This window comes from Streptomyces graminilatus (genome assembly GCF_001418565.1).
Classification (GTDB): Bacteria; Actinomycetota; Actinomycetes; order Streptomycetales; family Streptomycetaceae; genus Streptomyces; species Streptomyces graminilatus.
On record NZ_LIQQ01000025.1, the window covers coordinates 32,436 to 51,015 of the forward strand.

The 18,580-nt window shown below is 69.8% G+C and carries 20 protein-coding genes; 12 read left to right on the top strand and 8 right to left on the bottom strand.

All coding sequences use genetic code 11. The features are described from left to right. Window positions 1-52: 52 nt before the first annotated feature. From AOK08_RS02850 to AOK08_RS02860, 3 genes are all read right to left on the bottom strand, one after another. The gene (locus AOK08_RS02850) at window positions 53-790 is read right to left on the bottom strand and encodes a VOC family protein (RefSeq protein ID WP_055523298.1); all 738 of its coding nucleotides are present in this window, start codon (window positions 788-790) and stop codon (window positions 53-55) included. A gap of 288 nt (window positions 791-1,078) precedes the next feature. Further along, a complete protein-coding gene (locus AOK08_RS02855) occupies window positions 1,079-1,519 on the bottom strand; it encodes an SCO4983 family protein (RefSeq protein WP_055523300.1) in 441 nt (146 codons plus the stop codon). A 93-nt stretch (window positions 1,520-1,612) separates the two neighbouring features. Beyond that, window positions 1,613-2,824 carry a pyridoxal phosphate-dependent aminotransferase gene (locus tag AOK08_RS02860; protein ID WP_044474148.1) on the bottom strand — a complete coding sequence of 404 codons (1,212 nt, stop codon included), beginning with the start codon at window positions 2,822-2,824 and terminating at the stop codon, window positions 1,613-1,615. A 307-nt stretch (window positions 2,825-3,131) separates the two neighbouring features. Between AOK08_RS02860 and AOK08_RS02865 the strand changes: the two genes are divergently transcribed. Beyond that, on the top strand, window positions 3,132-4,436 hold the full coding sequence (locus AOK08_RS02865; protein WP_198539088.1) for a DUF418 domain-containing protein: 1,305 nt from the start codon (window positions 3,132-3,134) through the stop codon (window positions 4,434-4,436). A 141-nt stretch (window positions 4,437-4,577) separates the two neighbouring features. After that, window positions 4,578-6,329, top strand: coding sequence for a sensor histidine kinase (locus AOK08_RS02870; protein ID WP_241826790.1), 1,752 nt, complete (start codon window positions 4,578-4,580; stop codon window positions 6,327-6,329). A gap of 23 nt (window positions 6,330-6,352) precedes the next feature. Here AOK08_RS02870 and AOK08_RS02875 read toward each other — a convergent pair whose 3' ends face one another. The 3 genes from AOK08_RS02875 to AOK08_RS02880 are packed head-to-tail and all read right to left on the bottom strand — an operon-like array spanning window position 6,353 to window position 8,122. Next, entirely contained in the window at window positions 6,353-7,018 is a 666-nt protein-coding gene (locus AOK08_RS02875) for a response regulator (protein WP_055523304.1), read from the bottom strand. A 23-nt stretch (window positions 7,019-7,041) separates the two neighbouring features. After that, entirely contained in the window at window positions 7,042-7,254 is a 213-nt protein-coding gene (locus AOK08_RS46985) for a DUF397 domain-containing protein (protein WP_277816003.1), read from the bottom strand. Next, entirely contained in the window at window positions 7,247-8,122 is an 876-nt protein-coding gene (locus AOK08_RS02880; RefSeq protein ID WP_063793995.1) for a helix-turn-helix domain-containing protein, read from the bottom strand. The genes AOK08_RS46985 and AOK08_RS02880 overlap by 8 nt, the downstream gene beginning before the upstream one ends. A gap of 214 nt (window positions 8,123-8,336) precedes the next feature. Between AOK08_RS02880 and AOK08_RS02885 the strand changes: the two genes are divergently transcribed. From AOK08_RS02885 to AOK08_RS02910, 6 genes are all read left to right on the top strand, one after another. Beyond that, a complete protein-coding gene (locus AOK08_RS02885; RefSeq protein ID WP_079053781.1) occupies window positions 8,337-8,744 on the top strand; it encodes an ATP-binding protein in 408 nt (135 codons plus the stop codon). Then, on the top strand, window positions 8,741-9,100 hold the full coding sequence (locus AOK08_RS02890; RefSeq protein WP_055523306.1) for a hypothetical protein: 360 nt from the start codon (window positions 8,741-8,743) through the stop codon (window positions 9,098-9,100). Before AOK08_RS02885 ends, AOK08_RS02890 begins: the two co-directional genes overlap by 4 nt. Beyond that, entirely contained in the window at window positions 9,085-9,471 is a 387-nt protein-coding gene (locus tag AOK08_RS02895; protein WP_055523308.1) for a hypothetical protein, read from the top strand. Before AOK08_RS02890 ends, AOK08_RS02895 begins: the two co-directional genes overlap by 16 nt. A gap of 41 nt (window positions 9,472-9,512) precedes the next feature. After that, a complete protein-coding gene (locus tag AOK08_RS02900) occupies window positions 9,513-10,124 on the top strand; it encodes a YdeI/OmpD-associated family protein (protein WP_055523310.1) in 612 nt (203 codons plus the stop codon). A 131-nt stretch (window positions 10,125-10,255) separates the two neighbouring features. Next, the gene (locus tag AOK08_RS02905) at window positions 10,256-11,206 is read left to right on the top strand and encodes a DMT family protein (protein WP_055523312.1); all 951 of its coding nucleotides are present in this window, start codon (window positions 10,256-10,258) and stop codon (window positions 11,204-11,206) included. A 189-nt stretch (window positions 11,207-11,395) separates the two neighbouring features. After that, window positions 11,396-12,289: a S1 family peptidase gene (locus AOK08_RS02910; protein ID WP_055523314.1), complete on the top strand. Its 894-nt coding sequence runs from the start codon at window positions 11,396-11,398 to the stop codon at window positions 12,287-12,289. A gap of 99 nt (window positions 12,290-12,388) precedes the next feature. Here the strand turns inward: AOK08_RS02910 and AOK08_RS02915 are convergent, their stop codons facing one another. Both AOK08_RS02915 and AOK08_RS02920 read right to left on the bottom strand, forming a co-directional pair. Beyond that, window positions 12,389-14,014 carry an N-acyl-D-amino-acid deacylase family protein gene (locus AOK08_RS02915; protein ID WP_055523316.1) on the bottom strand — a complete coding sequence of 542 codons (1,626 nt, stop codon included), beginning with the start codon at window positions 14,012-14,014 and terminating at the stop codon, window positions 12,389-12,391. Window positions 14,015-14,066: 52 nt separating this feature from the next. Continuing rightward, window positions 14,067-15,395 carry an amino acid deaminase gene (locus tag AOK08_RS02920; RefSeq protein ID WP_055523319.1) on the bottom strand — a complete coding sequence of 443 codons (1,329 nt, stop codon included), beginning with the start codon at window positions 15,393-15,395 and terminating at the stop codon, window positions 14,067-14,069. A gap of 158 nt (window positions 15,396-15,553) precedes the next feature. Here AOK08_RS02920 and AOK08_RS02925 point away from each other — a divergent pair, with 158 nt between their 5' ends. The 4 genes from AOK08_RS02925 (at window position 15,554) to AOK08_RS02940 (ending at window position 18,567) form a co-directional block, all read left to right on the top strand. Continuing rightward, window positions 15,554-16,621 (top strand): sugar kinase, encoded by a 1,068-nt coding sequence (locus AOK08_RS02925; protein WP_241826792.1) that lies wholly within the window; start codon window positions 15,554-15,556, stop codon window positions 16,619-16,621. Then, window positions 16,618-17,388 (top strand): IclR family transcriptional regulator, encoded by a 771-nt coding sequence (locus AOK08_RS02930; protein ID WP_055523321.1) that lies wholly within the window; start codon window positions 16,618-16,620, stop codon window positions 17,386-17,388. The genes AOK08_RS02925 and AOK08_RS02930 overlap by 4 nt, the downstream gene beginning before the upstream one ends. A gap of 14 nt (window positions 17,389-17,402) precedes the next feature. Next, entirely contained in the window at window positions 17,403-17,825 is a 423-nt protein-coding gene (locus tag AOK08_RS02935) for a RidA family protein (RefSeq protein WP_055523323.1), read from the top strand. Window positions 17,826-17,925: 100 nt separating this feature from the next. Beyond that, a complete protein-coding gene (locus AOK08_RS02940; protein WP_055523383.1) occupies window positions 17,926-18,567 on the top strand; it encodes a hypothetical protein in 642 nt (213 codons plus the stop codon). Window positions 18,568-18,580: the final 13 nt, after the last annotated feature.

The window sequence follows — 18,580 nt, forward strand, 5'->3', positions numbered from 1 at the left end:
CCGGTACGCAACGCGCCCCTGTCAGCGCGTCTTTGAGCCCCTCGGGTAAGGGTCAGCGCGGGGTGAGGAGGCAGAACTCGTTGCCTTCCGGGTCGGCCAGGACCGTCCAGGAGATGGCGGACTGGTCGATACCGGGGTCGGTGGCTCCCAGGGCGCGCAGTCGATCGGCCTCCGCTGCCAAGTCGTCACCGGGGTAGGGGCGGACGTCGAGGTGGACGCGGTTCCACCCGCTCTTGGTGTCGGTGCTGCGGAGGAATTCCAGGTAGGGGCCGACGCCTTTGGCGGAGCGCATGGTCGCGTGGTCATCGGTGACCTCGTGCAGCGTCCAGTCCATCGCCTCGTCCCAGAACCGGGCCATCTCTCGTGGGTCGGCGCAGTCGATGACGACCGCGGCGATCGGCCCGGTGTCCCGGTAGACCGGGCGGGGCTCCAGGACGCAGAACTCGTTGCCCTCCGGGTCGGCCATGACCGTCCAGGGGACGTCGCCCTGACCCACGTCGGCGAGCGTCGCGCCGAGATCCATCAGGCGTGCGACCAGCTCCGCCTGATGGGCGGTCGAGGTGGTGGCCAGATCAAGGTGCACCCGGTTCTTGACCGTTTTGGGTTCCGGACGGGCGATGATGTCGATACAGACGGCCGTGGGGTCGGGGTAGGCGAACCCGATGGGTTCGAGGTTGGTCACACCGGGTCCCTCGCTGTCGACACCCCAGCCGAGTGCCTCCGCCCAGAACCGGCCGAGCACGGAGTCGTCCTGGGCCTTCATATTGATCTGCACAAGTCGTGTCGCCATGCCACAAATTCTAAAAGCCACCGCCGGCCATTTTTTTAAGGGGCGCTGGGAACTGCGCGAAAGCCCACGACGCGTGGTCTAAGGGGCGTGGGGCTGTATCGATGTGCGGCTCCGCCGCGTGGGCGCGACAAGCCACAACGCACCCGCACCCGCCGAACAACACGAACCCCCACGGCGAAAAGGCGCCCCTGCCCAAGCCAACGCAGTGCCATGGCACCCGGCCCGCACGTCGCTGCGGGAGCGTGCGGACCGGGGCCGTCAAGGGAGCCCAGCGAAGAAAGGAAGGGCTCAGCGCGCCGCGAGCGCACGCGCCCCGCTGGCCTCCGCATGCGCGTCCATGCGTTCGGCGGCCAGAATCGCGGCGGCCGTGTCGGCCCGGGAGGCCGCGACGACCAGGGCCCGCCCGGCGAGCGCGTGGGCGCGCCGGTGCAGGGCGGCGAGATCGGGGGAGGCGGTCGGGGCGGGGGCCGAGGCACGGACCGGCGTACTGCCCCGGCGCAACCGGCTCACCTGCCCGGCGAGGCGCTCGGCGGCGGTGTCCAGGTCGGCGGAGGGCGCCAGGGCGCGCAGCTCGTCGGTCGCCGTCAGGAGTGCGGTGAGATGGACGGCCAACTGGATGTCCAGCTCGTCCTCGCGCGACCTGTGAGGGAAGTCCGAGGCGATGCCGGTCGGCGCGCTGCGGGCGGTGCGGGCGCTGTGCACCGGCGGGGTGCGGATCGGTTCGTACATGGGAGCTGGCCTCCTGTGCGCTGACAGGAAACCATCCTAGCTTGGATTCAGTCTAAAGTTGAGCGCGCTCGTGAAAAGTGGTGCCGATGAGGTTTAGGGCTGGCTGTAGCCGTCCAGGAAGGTGCCGATCCGGGTCACCGCGTCACGCAGGTCGCCGACCGTGGGCAGGGTCACGACCCGGAAGTGATCCTGTTCGGGCCAGTTGAAGCCCGTACCGTGCACGACCATGATCTTCTCGCGGCGGAGCAGGTCCAGGACCATCCGCCGGTCGTCCTTGATCTTGAAGACGTTCGGGTCGAGACGCGGGAAGAGGTACAGAGCGCCCTTGGGCTTCACGCAGCTGACGCCCGGAATCTGGGTGAGCAGCTCGTACGCGACGTCCATCTGCTCCTTGAGCCGCCCGCCCGGCAGCACCAGGTCGTTGATGGTCTGGCGTCCGCTGAGCGCGGCGACGACACCGTGCTGACCTGGCATGTTCGCGCACAGGCGCATGTTCGCGAGGATCGTCAGGCCCTCGATGTACGAGTCGGCGTGCGCGCGGGGCCCGGAGATCGACATCCAGCCGACCCGGTAACCGGCGACGCGATACGCCTTCGACATGCCGTTGAAGGTGAGCGTGAGGAGATCGGGGGCGATCTTCGCGGTCGAGGTGTGTGTGGTGCCGTCGTACAGGATCTTGTCGTAGATCTCGTCCGAGCAGACGAGGAGGTTGTGGCGGCGGGCGATGTCCGTCAGTCCCCGGAGCATGGCGTCGTCGTACACCGCGCCCGTCGGGTTGTTCGGGTTGATGATGACGATCGCCTTGGTGCGGTCGGTGACCTTGCGCTCGATGTCCGCGAGGTCCGGCATCCAGTCGGCCTGCTCGTCGCAGCGGTAGTGGACCGCCGTACCGCCGGAGAGGGAGACGGCCGCCGTCCACAGCGGGTAGTCCGGGGCGGGTACGAGGACCTCGTCGCCGTCGTCGAGCAGGGCCTGCATCGCCATCACGATCAGCTCGGAGACGCCGTTGCCGACGAAGACGTGTTCGACGTCCGTCTCGATGCCGAGGGTCTGGTTGTGCATGACGACCGCCCGGCGCGCCGCCAGCAGCCCCTTCGCGTCCCCGTACCCATGGGCCGACGACACGTTGCGGAGGATGTCCTCCAGGATCTCGGGCGGCGCCTCGAAACCGAAGGCCGCCGGGTTCCCGGTGTTCAGCTTGAGGATCCGGTGCCCCGCCGCCTCAAGCCGCATCGCCTCTTCGAGAACCGGGCCCCGGATCTCGTAACAGACGTTGGCGAGCTTGGTCGACTGGATCAGCTGCATGGCGAGAGTTTACGGCGGGGTAACGCTCGGGGCGTGGTGTTATCCGCCACGTGGGACGGGGGCCTGTCGATTCCCAAGATCGGCGAGTCGGCGATCGTTCAAACATTCGTGGAAGGGCGAACGAATGGCGATGAACCGCGAGTACTCGTCCGATCTCCCGATCTCCACCCCAGCGGATTCATACCGGGCCGGACACCGCCCCGGCCAGGTGATGGCCGATCGGCTCGGCGGCCCCCCGCCACTCGGCGGGGGTGGTCCGGAAGGTTGCCAGACGCGGCACGGCGTCCGAACCGGCGACTTTGAGCACATGACCCAGATCGAGATCTCGCACGAATCGTCACCGCCGCGGCACGCGGCACCGGTTGAGCCCGCGGGCATGGTCGAGCAGAGGCCGTCGATGGGGCGGTTGGTCGGGGTGGACCTGGCCCGCGCGCTGGCGGTGTTCGGCATGTTCGCGGTACACGTCGCCCCGGCGCCCGAGGATGTGAGCGGCTTCAGCGGCCGGCTGCTGGAACTGGCCTTCGGCAGGTCGTCGGTCCTGTTCGCCACCCTCGCCGGGTTCTCGCTGATGCTGATCGCGGGCCGTCGGGAGCCGAAGGCCGGGCTGGCCGGCCGGCAGGCGAAGGCCCGGATCGTGATCCGCGCCCTGGTCCTGCTGGTACTGGGCACCGCGCTGACGATCCTCCAGAACGGGATCCTGGTGATCCTCGCCTTCTACGGGGTGTACTTCCTGCTGGCACTGCCCCTGGTCGGACTGCGGGCCAGGACCCTCGCGATCATCGCGGCCGTACTCGCCGTCGTCGCGCCGCAGGCGGCGTTCGGTCTCAAGCAACTGCTGAGCGCGTCGCTCACGCAGAGCATCAACTCGTACGACCCGATAGCCCGGCTCGGAGGCGACGGTCTGCTCGGTCTGCTGCTCAACGGTACCTATCCGGTGATCACCTGGATGCCGTACGTGATCGCGGGCATGGCGCTGGCCCGGCTCGACCTGGCCGCCGGCGTGGTGCAACGACGGCTCGTCGCGCTCGGCGCCGCGCTGATGGCGCTCGGATACGGTGTCGCCTGGCTGCTGCCCAAGCTGTTCCCGGCACTTCAGGCACACCAGGCCGGTCCGAGCGAGGCGGAGAAGGCCAGTGTGAAGGACCTCTTCGCGAACGTGGATCCGAGTTCCCTGAAACCGGGATCGGCGGCCTTCGAGGCCATCCAGGCCAACTTCAACGCCATCCGGGACAGGCTTGACGCGAGCTCGAACACGGCCCTGGACCTGCTGAGGTCCGATTCGCACAGCGGTACGACCTTCGACATCGTCGGCAGCCTCGGTGTGGCGATCGTCGTGCTCGTCTGCGCGACCGTGGCCATGGACCGGCTGCCGTGGCTGCGCCGGCTGGTGAGCCCGCTGGTTGCCGTGGGCACCATGTCCCTGACGCTCTACGTCGCCCACGTCGCGGCCTACGCCATGCTGCCCGACGGGGCCACCAAAACCTTTGTGCCGCTGTTCGGGTTCATCGCCGGGGCGATCCTGTTCGCCACCGTCTGGTCGCGCTTCTTCCGTCGCGGACCGCTGGAATACCTGCTCAACAGCACCACCAAACTGGCCAAGTTCGTCCGGTGAGACGCGGTGTGTCAAGGGGGCGCTCGCCCTTCACTCGCAAGAGGCCGGCCCTGGCCGAGCCCGGATACGATGACCACGGCCCCTGTCCTCGGGTACGGTCGGCGCCGGTCACGGGCTACCGGTCAGCACCACCGCACCGCCGTGGCTGCTGATCCCGGCCTGTGCGGCCCGGACGCGGCTGCGCTCATCGGTCGGGTGACCGCCCGGCTCGCCGGTCACCGTCGTCGTGGAGGTGCCGTGGCTGGTTGGGCGAGACTCGCCGAGGTCGTCATCGCAGAGGCGGTGACGACCTGGCAGTACCTGGCACGGCAGGGCAGGTTGCTGCTGGCGTGGTCGTTGTTCCTGCCCGTCACGGCGATCGTCATCGGCGTCGTCAACGTGCCTGGGCGGCCCGCCACGGCGATCGGCCTGCTTGCCGCCTCGGTCGCCCTGCTCTGCCGATTCACCCGGCCGATCCCCTCGCTGCTGGTCGGGTTCGTCGTCACCGTGATGGCGTTGATCTGGCCGAGTGTGACCCTGTCGGCCCTTCTGTGGCCGGTGAGCGTGATGCTCACCTATGCGGTGGGCCGCCAGGTGCCGGACATTCGCCGCGCCGTGGCCGCTTTGGCGCTCGCCACCGGCGTGCAATCCGCGGCCAACCTTGTCGAACTTCTCGCAGCACCGGAGGTCGGTCTGGAGGATGCCGGCCCGATCGTTGTCGTCACTGTGCTGTTGGTGGTGCTGCCGGGCGCCATCGGCCTGATGCAGGGGGAGCGAGCCCGGGCCATGGACGCTCTGCATGAGAGCAACGTACTGCTGGAACGCGCCAACCAGCTCGGCGAGTCGCAGGCCCGGATGCAGGAGAGGGCGCGCATCGCCGGCGAGATGCACGATCTGCTCGGGCATCGGCTGAGCCTGATCGTCCTGTACGCCGGGGCCCTGGAGATGCGCACCCGCACCGCGGCCCCGGAGATCAACGAGCAGGCCGACCTGCTACGGACCACCTCCCGGACCGCACTCGACGAGCTTCGCACCGTGCTGGGCATCCTGCGCATCGACGGCGCCGAACGACCGGACGGCGCCGAATCGGTGGTCGGCACTCGCGAGGATGTCAGCAACCTGGTCGCCGAGGCACAGCATGCGGCCCTGCCCATCACGCTGTCCTGGCGGGGCGACGACCTCACCGACGCCGACGTCGGCATCCGCCGAGCGGTGAACCGCATCGTGCGCGAAGCCCTCACCAACGTGCACAAGCACGCCCCGGGCGCACCAACGCGGCTGACCGTCACCGTCGACACCGAAAAACTCACCATCGACGTACGCAACGCCGCCCGCCCGCCCGCCGTTCCGCCGCCCAGCAGCGGCCTGGGGCTGGTCGGCCTTCGCGAACGCGTCCGCCTGGCCGGCGGTGAGTTCACCGCCGGCGCGGACCCGATCACCGGCGACCACACGGTCACCGCCGAGCTTCCCCTGCGCCTCGGAAGCCCGGGCACAAGGAGCCCGGCCATCGATCGATCCGCTCCGGCCGACCGGCAGATGCTCCCGTCCCGTGCCGGGGCCGGGGACGTGCCCTTCCACGACGCATCCCGGAGGAAGACCAAGACGGCCTTCCTCGCCCTCGCCGCCGTCGCCGTCCTGGTCTGCGGCGGCCTCGGTTTCCGCGCCTACTACTCCGGGTCTGCCGTCTCGCCACAGACCTACCAGCAGATCAAGATCGGCGACACCCGGGACAGGGTGCGCGAGCTGACCGGCGGCGACAGCATGATCGCCCGCGCAGCGGACCGGGCTGAGCAGCCGGCGGCGCCGGCCGGCACCACGTGCTGGTACGCGTCGGCCGAGGGCTTCGAGAGCGTGTTCCGGTTCTGCTTCAAGGACGCCAAGCTCACACAGAAGCGCGAGATTCGGACGCCTTAGGACGAGGCGGATGGGGATGCGGATCAGGAACGGCTGTCCGGCGGAAGGATTCCGGCGTCGTGCGCCAGGATGGCCGCCTGGACCCGGTTGGTGCAGTCAAGTGCGGAGAGGATGCGACTGACGAGGGACTTGGCGGTGCCTTCGCTGACCAGCAGCGCCTTGGCGATCTCACCGTTCGAGCAGCCCTCGCGGAGCAGGAACAGCACGTCGCGCTCGCGGTCGGTCAGGGCCGCGACACGGCGCCGCGCCTCGTCGGCCTGGCTCAGGTCGCGGCTGACGTAACGTTCGATCAACTGCCTGGTGACCCGGGGCGACAGGACGGGCTCACCGGCCGCCGCCACCTGGACAGCCCTGATCAGGTCTTCGGGCGGGGTGTCCTTGAGGAGAAACCCCGCAGCGCCGCAGCGCAACGCCCGGGTGACGTACTCCTCCTCGCCGAACGTGGTCAGCATGACCACGTTCGTCCGCGGTGCCACCTTTCTCATCTCGACGGCTGCGGCAAGCCCGTCGACGCCGGGCATACGAATGTCCAGCAGCGCCACGTCGATGAGGTGTCTGCGAGCGAGCTCGACGGCGTCGGCACCGTTGTTCGCCTCGGCCACGATCTCGATGTCATCGGCGAGTTCGAGCACGAGGCGGATCCCGGCGCGGATCAACGCCTCGTCGTCGGCCAAGAGCACGCGAATCACTTGTTGTCCCTGTCGCTCAGTCCTCAGCCGCCGAACTCTCCATCACTGACGGCCACGTTGAAGGCGTTCCACTCCGTGGGGGTGAAGAAGAGGATAGGGCCGTGGGGGGCCTTGCTGTCGCGTATCGCGCGGCCGCCGTCGGCGGTTTGGGCTATCTCTACGCAGTCGTCGTTGGCACCCATCCCGGAAGCCGAAGACTTCCTGAAGGCCGTGACGATGTTCCGGTTCCTACTCACTTGCCGCTTCTTCCTGGGAGATGCCGTCTGCGGTCTGCCGGAGGAACGCGAGGCTTTCATCGGGACTCAGCGCTGCGGACCGCAGCGCGTCGAAGGCATGCCCATAGCGCGCCAGCTCTTCGTCGTCGTCGACGATCAACATGCCTCCCAACGCGTCGAGAGCGATGGCCTCGGGAGCCCACACCTCGTCGAACGAGAAGGCGACGAAGGGGCCGACGACCCTCGCCGCTGCCCACTGGCTCTGCGGCAGGATCTGGACCGTCGTGCTCTTCCGGCGCGCGATCTTGACGATGTACTCGATCTGCTTACGGTGATCCGAACCCGGCATCGGGGAAGTGAGCGCGGGCTCCCAGATGACGGCGGCGATGCGCGTGCCCGCCTCCTCGACGGTCCGGCGTCGCTCCTGACGGATCTTGAGAGCCTCTTTGATCATCTCCTCCGGCATCGCCATGGGATTGCCCTCGAAGAGCGCCCGCGTGTACTCGGGGATCTGCAGGATTCCGGGGATGAACATGGTCTGCCAGGTGCGGATGAAGGACGCGTCCGCCTCCAGCGTCACGAAGTCGGTGAAGCCGTCCTTGAGTGTCGTCTGGTAATTCGCCCACCAGCCGCGCTTGTTGCTCTGGCGCGCCAGACTCTCGAGCCGGACGCGCTGTTCCGCGTCATGGATCTGATAGAGGTCCAGCAGGATGCGTACGTCCCCTACGCGCGCGGGCGACAGCCCCGACTCCAGTCGGCTGATCTTGGACGTGGAGCAACCGACCGCTTCGGCCGCGTCCTTCAAGTCGAAGCGAAGGCTCTCGCGGTGCTTGCGCAGCGCGGTTCCGAGCCGTCGGCCGCGAATCGCAGGCCGTCCGTCTGATGACATTCAGCCCCCTTTCTTGATGCAGGTTCTCAGTCTGCCTGGCGACTCAGCGTGGTCGCCAGCGTGTTGATGCACCACTCTCGCGCAAGCTTGCGTGGTGATTCATTGCGTGGCTCCACTATCCCACGCTACCTTCATTGCGTGACCGTCCGTTCCTGAATCGGTGCGGAGGGTGACTGGTTCCGCGTGTCCGCAACCGCAACCCGCAGGAGGCCGCATGTCCGGGCGCACGCACAGCAAAAGGTTCCGTTTGCGGAAGGGCTCGGTGCCGGTCGCCCGCGCGCACGTTCGCTCGATACTCACCCTCTGGCTGCTCGGCGAACTCGCCGACGACGCCGAGTCGATCGTCGGCGAGCTGGCCGCCAACGCCGTCGTGCACGCCAAGGGGATCGGCGAGTTCTTCGAGGTGGGGCTGCGCCGCCGCGACGGCGTACTGGTCGTCGAGGTGTCCGACTCGTTCCAGTGGCGGATGCCGGTACGGGGCGACGCGGATCCCGACGACACCTGCGGGCGCGGGCTCGTCCTCGTCGAGGGGCTGTCCGACAAGTGGGGCGTGCGGCCCCGGGAGTCCGGCAAGACGGTCTGGGCCCACCTGGCCATCAACCGTGGGGGAGTGGCGTGTTGAACGCGTGGCCCGCCCCGCCCGTCGCCTTCGACGTCGGCTGTGTGGCGTACAGCGTCCCTGGCCGTTCGCTGTACGAACTCGGCGGCCACCGCGCCAACTCCGCCTGGCTCGCCATGGTTTGGCTGGTGCGGCGGGCCGGTGACATCGCCGACCAGCTCGACCCGCCCGCCGACGCTCCGGTGCGGGCGTGGACGTCCGACGGCCAGGAGCACGCCCGAGCCCTGCTGCGGCTCGGACGGCAGGAGACGTACGCCTACACGATCCACGACGGCGACGTGCGGTACGTACTCGCCGCCGCCCCCGTTGTCCTCGTATGCCACGACGCCGCCCGGGAGGCGACATGCGCCGCAGCCTGATGCACCGCCCCGCGTCCGGCCTTCGGCAGGGCTGGTGGTGCGAGTTCAGCGCGTACTCGATGGCGGACGGCCGTGAAGCCGGGGCGAGACTCCGGGCGCACGCGGTCGATACTCCGCAACGGGCGCTGGTGTGGATGCGCCTCGCTGTGCGCCCACTGCTCTCGGCCTTCGACCCCGAGGACGCCGAGCGGGCGTACCGGTGGTTCGACCACGGTCAGTGGGAGGCGGTCATGCGGCTCAGGGCCGGTGAACCGTACGCGTTCGTCGCGTCCTCGGGGGACACGCGTGTCGAGTGGTCCGCCCGGCCTGTGCTGTTCCTGCCTTTGGCCCCCGCCGACGGGGGTCGGGGCTGTCCCTGTCCGCGCCCCTGAGCGGCCGTTCGCGACGCGGATTCGGCCTGGATGTCAGTGGCATGTGGTTCGCTGCCGACATGACTCAGGACCAGGACCGGGATCAGGGCCGGGAGACCGTCGAATTCGAATCCGCCGAGGCGTTCGAGGCGTGGCTCGGTGCGAACCACGCAGACTCGCCCGGCATCTGGCTCAAGCTGCGCAAGAAGGGCCCCGGAATCGTGGCCCTGGACTACGCCCAGGCGCTCGACGTGGCGCTCTGCTACGGCTGGATCGACGGTCAGAAGGCCGCGTTCGACGATCAGTGGTGGTTGCAGCGGTTCACGCCGCGCAGGGCGCGCAGCCGGTGGTCCAAGGTCAACCGGGACAAGGTGGCCGCCTTGATCGAACAGGGCCGGATGCGTCCGGCGGGGCAGGCGGAGATCGACCGGGCCAAGGCGGACGGCCGCTGGGATGCGGCGTACGACAGCCCGAAGAACGCCACGGTGCCCGACGACCTCGCGGCGGCCCTGGCCGCGAACCCGGCCGCGGCGGCGTTCTTCGAAACCCTGAACGGGGCGAACCGCTACTCGATCCTCCACCGCGTCCAGGAGCCGAAACGGGCCGAGACGAGGGCGCGCCGGATCGAGAAGTTCGTGGCGATGCTGGCGGCCGGGGAGAAGCCGCACCCGTAGGGGCGCCCCTTCACCTGAGGTGGGAGGCCTGAGGTCGGAGGCCGGAGGCAACGCGGGCGCCCGATCCGACGTCTGCCAAGCGGAGAACAAACTGGGCGGACCATCCCCCACTCTGTGAAGGGAGCCCGCTGGTGCTCATAGGACTGCTGACCGCCGTCGCCGCCTCGATCTGTTACGGCACGGGATCCGTACTGCAGGCCGTGGGCTCCCGAAAGTCCGCCCGGCGCGAGGCGGCCACGGCGGGGCAGACCACCCAGCACGGCGGGCCGAGCCTGGCGTCGACCGCGAACGCCGCGATGACCTGGGAGTTCATCGTCGGCACGATCCTGGACTTCGTCGGCTTCGGCCTCGGCGCGCTCGCCGCCCGCCTGCTCCCGCTGTTCCTCTCCCAGACCGTGATCAGCGCCAACCTGGTCATCACGGCCGTCCTCAGCGTGCGGCTGCTCGGCATCCGGCTGACCCGCGCGGAGTGGACCTCGATCGGTGTGGTCTGCTCGGCCCTGGTGCTGCTGGCGAGCGCGGCGGGCCCGGAGGGCAGCGGGCGCACCCCGATCGCGACGCACTGGTGGCTGCTCGCGGTCTCGGTGCTGCTGATGCTCGGCGGCACGGTCCTCGTACGGGTGCTCGGTGCCCGGGCGGCGATCCTCGCGGGCCTCCTGTCGGGCCTCGGCTTCGGCGCGCTCGGGATCGGGGTGCGGATCCTGAACGGCATCGACCCCTTCGACCTTGGCGCGCTCCTGACGGACCCGGCCCTGTACGCGGTCCTCGTGGCCGGCGTCGGCGGCATGTACCTGCACACGGTCGCACTTCAGCTCGGCTCGGTGAACGGCGCGACGGCGGCGCTCGTGGTCGGCGAGACCGTGGTGCCGGGGATGATCGGCGTGTGGTGGCTGGGCGACGCCTCCCGCCCGGGCTTCGCCTGGCTGGCCGTCCTCGGCTTCGTGCTGGCGGTCACGGGCGCGGTGGCGGTGGCTTGGTTCGGCGCCCCGGAGGGGCATGGGGCGGAGCCGGAGGGTCATGGGTCGGAGCCCGCACGCGTTCCGTCGAGCGAGACGCCCGTCGGCTCCTCGACCCCGTCGTAGAACACGCCCCAACACCCCCTCACACCCCTCTCACGACCACCCCATGCGCACAATCCCGCCAACTCCCGGCCGGAAATGGTTCCTTGCCCCAGCAGCCCCTCCAGCATCACAATGCGCATGACAAAACGCGAACAGGAAATGAGCGGCCGGAAAACCTCCGGTCGCTTCTTCGTACGAGGGGACCCCCACATGAGCAAGCCTCTCCTTGCCGCGCTCGCAGCCCTGGTGATCACCGGGGCCGGAGCGGCACCCGCGCTCGCCGCGCAGGCCGAACCGTCCGCGCCCGCCGCGCAGAGCGCCGCCACCGCCACCAAGGCGGCTCCGGCCACCAAGGCCGCGCCGGCCGTCCGTGCCGTGAACTTCGCCGGTACCGTCTCGCTCTCCAACTGTTCCGGCTCCCTCATCCGCTTCCCGAACTCCGCGGCCAACGACCCGGCACTGGTCATGTCCAACGGGCACTGCCTGGAGACGGGCTTCCCGGCGGCCGGTGAGGTCATCGTCGACCAGCGGTCCACCCGTACCTTCGGGCTGCTCAACGCCTCGGCCACCCGTGTCGCCACCCTGCGCGCCAGCAAGATCGCGTACGCGACGATGACCGACACGGACGTGTCGATCTACCAGCTCACGACCACCTACGCGGCGATCAAGAGCTCGTACAACATCAGCCCGCTCACGGTCAACGACACCCACCCGGTCGTCGGCACCCCGATCACCGTCGTCTCCGGCTACTGGAAGCGGACGTACGCCTGCAACGTCGACGGCTTCGCCTACCGCCTCAAGGAAGGCGAGTGGACCTGGAAGGACTCGGTCCGCTACACCCCCGCCTGCAAGACCATCGGCGGTACCTCGGGCTCGCCGGTCGTCGACAACGCCACCGGCAATGTCGTCGCCGTCAACAACACCGGCAACGAGGACGGGGCGCGGTGCACGGACAACAACCCGTGCGAGGTCGACGCCGACGGCACGGTGACCGTGCGCGAGGGCATCAACTATGCCCAGGAGACGTACCAGATACCGGCCTGCTTCGGTGTGGGCAACAAGCTGGACCTCGGTGCTGATGGTTGCACCTTGCTGAAGCCGTAGCGCTCTGTGGGGGGTGGATCTGTCGTTGCGCGACCTGCTGCTTCGTTGTGGCTGGTCGCGCAGTTCCCCGCGCCCCCAGGGGGTTGGGGTGGGCGTTCGTTACCTGGGATTCCGGCGGATCGCCCGCCCCGCCAGTACGTCCGTCCTGCGGCCGTTCTCCATCACGAACCGGCCGTCGATCAGGACGTACGGGATGCCTGTCGGCGGTGTGCGCGGGTTCTCGTACGTTGACCCCGCCGCCACCGTCGTCGCGTCGAACAGGACCAGGTCCGCCCGGTAGCCCTCGCGGATCAGGCCCCTGTCCGGGAGCCGTAGCCTTGCCGCCGGGCGGGATGTCAGGTGGGCCACGCATTCCTCCATGGAGAGGACGCCCAACTCCCGTACGTAGCGGCCCAGATACTCCGGGAACGTGCCGTAGGCGCGCGGGTGCGGTTTCGTGCCCTGGAGGATGCCGTCCGAGCCGCCCGTGTGGGCGCGGTGGCGCATGATCGCGCGGACGTTCTCCTCGTGGCCCACGTGCTGGAGGATCGTCGTGCCCAGGCGGTCGGCCAGGAGGAGATGGCGGGCCGTCGTCCAGGGGGTTTCCGCTCTCGCGTCCGCCGACTCCAGGACCGTACGGCCGACGAAGTCGCCCAGCGCCGGGTCCGTCACCCCCGAGATCTCGACCGTGTTCCAGTCGACCGGCACCCCGTGGCAGCCGTCCGCGCCGACGATCTCCAGGTCGTGGCGGATTCGCTCGGCCGTGTCGGCGTCCGTCAGGCGGCGCAGGATCTCCTCCGGGCCGCCCTCGCTCGCCCAACTCGGCAGCAGCGCCATGAGGGTTGTGGAGCCGGGAGTGTAAGGGTACGTGTCCAGGGTCAGGTCCGCGCCGGCCGCCAGCGCCTCGTCGAGCAGCGCCAGCAGTTCCGGTGCCCTGCCCTCGTTCACGCCGAAGTTCATGGTGGCGTGGGCCAGATGGAGCGCGCAGCCCGCCTCGCGGGTCAGCTCCACCATCTCCGCGTACGCCTCCAGTGCCCCCGCCCCGTACGAGCGGTGGTGCGGGCAGTAGTAGCCGCCGTACGACGCCACCACCCGGCAGAGTTCGGTCAGTTCGGCGTCCTTGGCGTACATGCCGGGCGTGTACGTGAGCCCCGACGACATGCCCACCGCGCCCTGCTCCATCCCCTCCGCGACCAACTGCCGCATCCGGTCCAGCTCCTGGGGTTTCGCCTCCCGGTCCTCCCAGCCGACCGCGAGCATCCGTACCGTGCCCTGCGGGATCAGATAGGCCGCGTTGACGGCGATGCCCTCGCCGTCGAAACCGTGGTCCAGGCGGTCCAAGTACTCGCCCACGGAACGCCAGTCGAAGTCGATGCCGTCGCCGTGGCCGTTCCAGCCGGTGATCGCGCGGCGGACCTCGGCGAGGGTCCGGTCGTCGACCGGGGCGTACGACAGCCCGTCCTGGCCCAGGACTTCGAGGGTCACTCCCTGCGCCGCCTTGGCGCTGTGGTCGGGGTCCCGGAGCAGGGCCAGGTCGCTGTGGGCGTGCATGTCGATGAAGCCGGGGGAGAGGGTCAGGCCCTCCGCGTCCAACTCCCTTCGCGCCCTGGGGCGTTGACAGCCCGCAGCCGCCGCCTCCTGGACGATCCCGACGATCCGGCCGGCGTCGATCACCACATCCGCGCGGTAGGACGGGCCGCCGGAGCCGTCCACGACGTCCGCGTCCCGAATGACCAGGTCTTCCACCCCGGGCCTCCTGTGCCTAGAAACTTGCCTGGAAGCGTGTCTAGAAGCGTGCCTAGAAGAACGTACGGATGTAGTCGACGACCGTCCCGTCCGCCTCCGCGACCGGGATCAGCGGCCACTTGTCGAAGGACGTGCAGGGGTGGGACAGGCCCAGGCCCACCCAGTCGCCGACCTCCAGGTCCGCTTCCGGGGCAGTACTCAGCCAGGCGTGCTGGTCGGACAGCCCGGTGACCGAGATGCCGATGGCGGGCCGCTCCCCGGCGCCCTCCCTCCGTACGACCTGGGGGACCGGCAGGTCCAGGTCGTACGCCGCGTCCCGCTTGCCCGCGTTCACGAAGGCCTGCTCGGGGGTGGGGCGGGAGACGACCTGCGTCCACAGGCGGAAGGCGGGCTCCAGAGCGCCCTCCTCGGGCACCCGGTTGAAGGGGGTGACCTCGCGATAGCGGCCGTCGTCGTGCGAGACGTACGCCCCCGAGCGCAGCAACTTCAGTACGGGGAGCGACAGTTCGGGGATCTCCGTGAAGACGTCGGCGACCGCGTCGAACCAGGCGCTGCCGCCCGCGCTCACGATGATCTCCCCGGCCCCCACCTCGAACCGCCCCGCCTTGTCGAACTCCGCCGCCAGTGCCACCAGCCGCCGCAGCCACGCCCGTACCCGCTCGGGGTCCGCCTGCGGCACCTCGCCCTCGTACCCCGCGACCCCGACCAGCCGCAGCGTCGGTACGGCGGCCACCGCGTCCGCGACCGCCGCGCACTCCGCCTCCGTGCGCACGCCCGTCCGGGCGCCCTCCCCGGCGCCGAGTTCGACGACCACGTCCAGCGGACGGCCGCCCGCACCCGCCCCGGCCATCGCCTCCGTCAGAGCCGCGTCCATCAGTTCCACCCCGCGCACGGAGTCGACGTAACAGACGAAGTGGAAGCCGGGGTCGGCGGCCAGTTCGGCGGCGATCCAGCGCAGGGCCGCCGGGTCCACCAACTCGTTCGCCAGGACCACTCGTTGGACGCCGAAGGCGCGGGCCACGCGTACCTGGTGGGGGACCGCGAGGGTGATGCCCCAGGCGCCGTGCTCGATCTGGCGGTGGAAGAGCTGGGGGGCCATGGAGGTCTTGCCGTGCGGGGCGAACGCGAGGCCGTGCCGGGCCGCGTACGTCTCCATCAGCTCCAGGTTGTGGGTGAGGCGCTCGGCGGAGAGGGTCAGTACGGGGGTGCTGAAGCCGCCGGTGAAGAGGTTGCGGCGCTGAGCGGCCAGCTCGCCGACGGTCAGCCCGTCCGCGTCCGGCGGGAGGCCCTTGAAACGGGCGTCCACGCGCTCGGCCGCCAGCCCGGCGAGCGAGGTGAGTGCGGTGAGTGTCCCGGTGGTCTCACTGCTCTCGGTTCCCATGGGGCCTCCCTGGTCGGATGCGTTGCGTCATCTGCAATGGCCATTGCGTATATCGCTCACCGCTGTCTAACATCTCGCCAACGCGGGGTCAACGGAGCTACCGCCTCTCCACGGCCTCTCCACCGCCTCTCCCGCCTCACCGAGGAGCTACGACGATCGTGACCAGCAACGGAACCGGTAACGGAACCGGCAACGGAGCCGACAACGCCCCTGACGTCGTGGACGTCGTCGCGCTCGGCGAGTCCATGGTCACCTTCCTGCCCTCCCGGCCGGGCCGCCTCGCCGACGTACCGTCCTTCGCGCGGGGCATCGGCGGCGCCGAGTCCAACCTGGCCTGCGCCCTCGCCGCCGCCGGCCACTCCACCCGCTGGATCAGCCGCGTCGGCGCCGACGGCTTCGGCGACCACCTGGTCGAGGCGATCGGGTCGTACGGGGTCGACGTGGCGTCCGTACGCCGTGATCCGGCACGTCCGACGGGCGTGTACTTCCGTACCGCCGGGGACCGGGCGACCGACGCCCACGAGGTGGCGTACTACCGGGCGGGGTCGGCGGCCTCGGCGATGTCGACGCAGAACCTGGATCTGGCGGCCGTGCGGGCGGGGCGGGTGCTGCACCTGTCCGGGATAACCGCGGCCCTGTCCGGTGACTGTCTCGACCTGCTGTGGGAGCTGACCGAGCCCGGGGCGGACCGGCCGGTCGTCTCGTTCGACATCAACTTCCGGCCCAGGCTGTGGGCCGACGGCGACAGCCCCAAGGTTCTGCTGGAGCTGGCGCGACGGGCCGACATCGTCTTCGTCGGGGCCGACGAGGCGGAGGACGCCTGGGGGCTGGAAGGGGAGCGTGCCATCGCGGACGCGCTGCCCGAGCCCGGTCTCGTGGTCGTCAAGCAGGGCGAGGGCGTGACCGTCGCCTTCGGCAAGGACACCGATGCCGTCCGCGTGCCGGCGCCCCGCGTCGACGTCGTCGCGGCGGTGGGCGCCGGGGACGCCTTCGCCGCCGGGTTCCTCTCCGCCACCCTTCGCGACCTCCCCGTACGGGACCGCATCCGGCACGGCCACCTCATGGCCGCCGCCGCCCTCACCTCCCCCGGCGACCTGGCCGCACCGCCCGCCCGCGACCACGCCGACCGGCTGGTGGCTCTCGACGACAAGGTGTGGGAGACGCTCCGGCTCGGCCCCGGCTGGACGGAAGAGGCGCAGGCCCCCAAGGGGGCAGGCACCGAGTGAGCCAGACCGTCGACCGCGCGCTGAGCATCCTGCCGCTGCTCGCCGAGGGCCCCGCCGACCTCGGCCAGGTCGCCGACCGGCTCGGCGTCCACAAGTCCACCGCGCTACGGCTGCTGCGTACCCTGCACGAACACGGACTTGTCTACCGCCAGTCCGACCAGCGCTACCGGCTCGGCGCCCGTCTCTTCGCGCTCGCCCAGGAAGCCGTCGAGAACCTCGACATCCGCGAGATCGCGCACCCCCACCTCGTACGCCTCAACGAGCACTGCGGGCACACCGTCCACCTCGCCGTGTACGCCGAGGGCGAGGTCCTCTACATCGACAAGGTCGAGAGCCGCTACCCGGTGCGCATGTACTCGCGGATCGGCAAACCCGTCGCCATCACCGTCGCCGCCGTCGCCAAGCTGCTCCTCGCCGATCTGCCGGAGCCCGAGCGGCGTGCCGTCGCCGACAAGCTCGACTACCCCCTGTACACCTCCCGCTCCACCCCCAACGCGCCCGCTTTCCTACGGGAGTTGGAGAAGGCGCGCGAGCAGGGCTGGGCCGCCGACCTCGGCGGTCACGAAGAGTCCATCAACTGCGTCGCCGCCCCCATCAGCGGTACCGACGGACGCGTGGTCGCCGCCATGTCCGTCTCCGCCCCCAACGTCGTCGTCACCGCCGAACAACTCCTCGCCCTGCTCCCGCTGCTGCGGCGTACGGCCGACGCCATCAGCGGCGAGTACTCCGGCAGGGCCACCACGCCCGCAAAGGACAACGGTTCATGACAGAGAAGTCAGAGATGTCGGAGAAGTCCGAGAAGATCGCTCTCGTTCCCAAGACCCACACCACCCCGCCCGCCAGGTTCTCGCACGGCGTGCGCAAGGGGAACATCCTCCAGGTCGCCGGGCAGGTCGGCTTCCTGCCCGCTGTCGAGGGGCAGCCCCCGACACCCGCCGGCCCGACCCTCGCCGAGCAGACCCTCCAGACGCTCGCCAACGTCAAGTCCATCCTGGAGGAGGGCGGCGCGAGCTGGGACGACGTGATGATGATCCGCGTCTATCTGACGGACGTGGACCACTTCGCCGAGATGAACGCGATCTACAACGCGTACTTCGAGGAACAGGCCCTGACCGCGCCCCCCGCCGCCCGCACCACGGTGTACGTGGGCCTCCCGGCAGGCCTGCTGATCGAGATCGACGCGCTGGCGGTACTGGACAACTAGGGATCTCTCCGCCCGTCCTCCGCCTGTCCTCTGCCCGCTCTCCGGATCTCTCTGGCCCCTGCTGTCCCATGACACAGCAATGTCCGCCATACTTCCGCCTGTGGAGCAGCGCATAGGTTCGAGCAGCAAGCCCCTGGAAACCGCCGCGATCGACCCTGCGGCCATCCCCGGGCTCACTTCACCCGTGCCGGCCGAGCCGGAGGACGGGATTCCGGACCCGGTGGAGGAAGCCGCACCGGAGGAGATCACCACGGAGGCGGACTCAGACACGGATTCGGACACCGGTTCGGACGCGAAGGTGGTCGCGGAGGCGGCCACGGACGCGGAGGCGGCAGCCCCGGAGGCGGCAGCCCCGGAGGCAGCCGCCCCGGACGGGCCCGTCTTCGAGGCTTCCGACCGCCGGGCGAAGATCATCGCCGACCACCGTGGCGTACGGCTCTTCCTGGACGACCAGGAGTGCGAGTTCCGCTGGGACGAGATCGGGGCCGTGGAGACGGAGACGGCACGCTTCGGCAAGCGGTTCACGGTGACGGTCCACACCCCGGACCGCCGCTGGTACCCGGTCGAGATCGAGGCGAAGGCGAAGTCCCAGTTCCAGGAGTGGGAAACGGAACTGGACGCGGTCCTGGACGCCTACTTCGAGGACGCGGACGCGAGCGAGGACGAATCCGGGGCCGCGGCTGAGGGCGAGGTCGAGGACGAGGACGAATCCGAGGTCAAGGCCGCGGAGAGTGCCTCTTAAGGGGCGCGGGGAA

Bases quoted from the DNA above. Each gene is read 5' to 3' on its own strand.
- AOK08_RS02850 (WP_055523298.1), bottom strand. From the start codon at position 790: ATGGCGACACGACTTGTGCAGATCAATATGAAGGCCCAGGACGACTCC.
- AOK08_RS02855 (WP_055523300.1), bottom strand. From the start codon at position 1,519: ATGTACGAACCGATCCGCACCCCGCCGGTGCACAGCGCCCGCACCGCC.
- AOK08_RS02860 (WP_044474148.1), bottom strand. From the start codon at position 2,824: ATGCAGCTGATCCAGTCGACCAAGCTCGCCAACGTCTGTTACGAGATC.
- AOK08_RS02865 (WP_198539088.1), top strand. From the start codon at position 3,132: ATGACCCAGATCGAGATCTCGCACGAATCGTCACCGCCGCGGCACGCG.
- AOK08_RS02880 (WP_063793995.1), bottom strand. From the start codon at position 8,122: ATGTCATCAGACGGACGGCCTGCGATTCGCGGCCGACGGCTCGGAACC.
- AOK08_RS02885 (WP_079053781.1), top strand. From the start codon at position 8,337: ATGTCCGGGCGCACGCACAGCAAAAGGTTCCGTTTGCGGAAGGGCTCG.
- AOK08_RS02895 (WP_055523308.1), top strand. From the start codon at position 9,085: ATGCGCCGCAGCCTGATGCACCGCCCCGCGTCCGGCCTTCGGCAGGGC.
- AOK08_RS02900 (WP_055523310.1), top strand. From the start codon at position 9,513: ATGTGGTTCGCTGCCGACATGACTCAGGACCAGGACCGGGATCAGGGC.
- AOK08_RS02910 (WP_055523314.1), top strand. From the start codon at position 11,396: ATGAGCAAGCCTCTCCTTGCCGCGCTCGCAGCCCTGGTGATCACCGGG.
- AOK08_RS02920 (WP_055523319.1), bottom strand. From the start codon at position 15,395: ATGGGAACCGAGAGCAGTGAGACCACCGGGACACTCACCGCACTCACC.
- AOK08_RS02935 (WP_055523323.1), top strand. From the start codon at position 17,403: ATGTCGGAGAAGTCCGAGAAGATCGCTCTCGTTCCCAAGACCCACACC.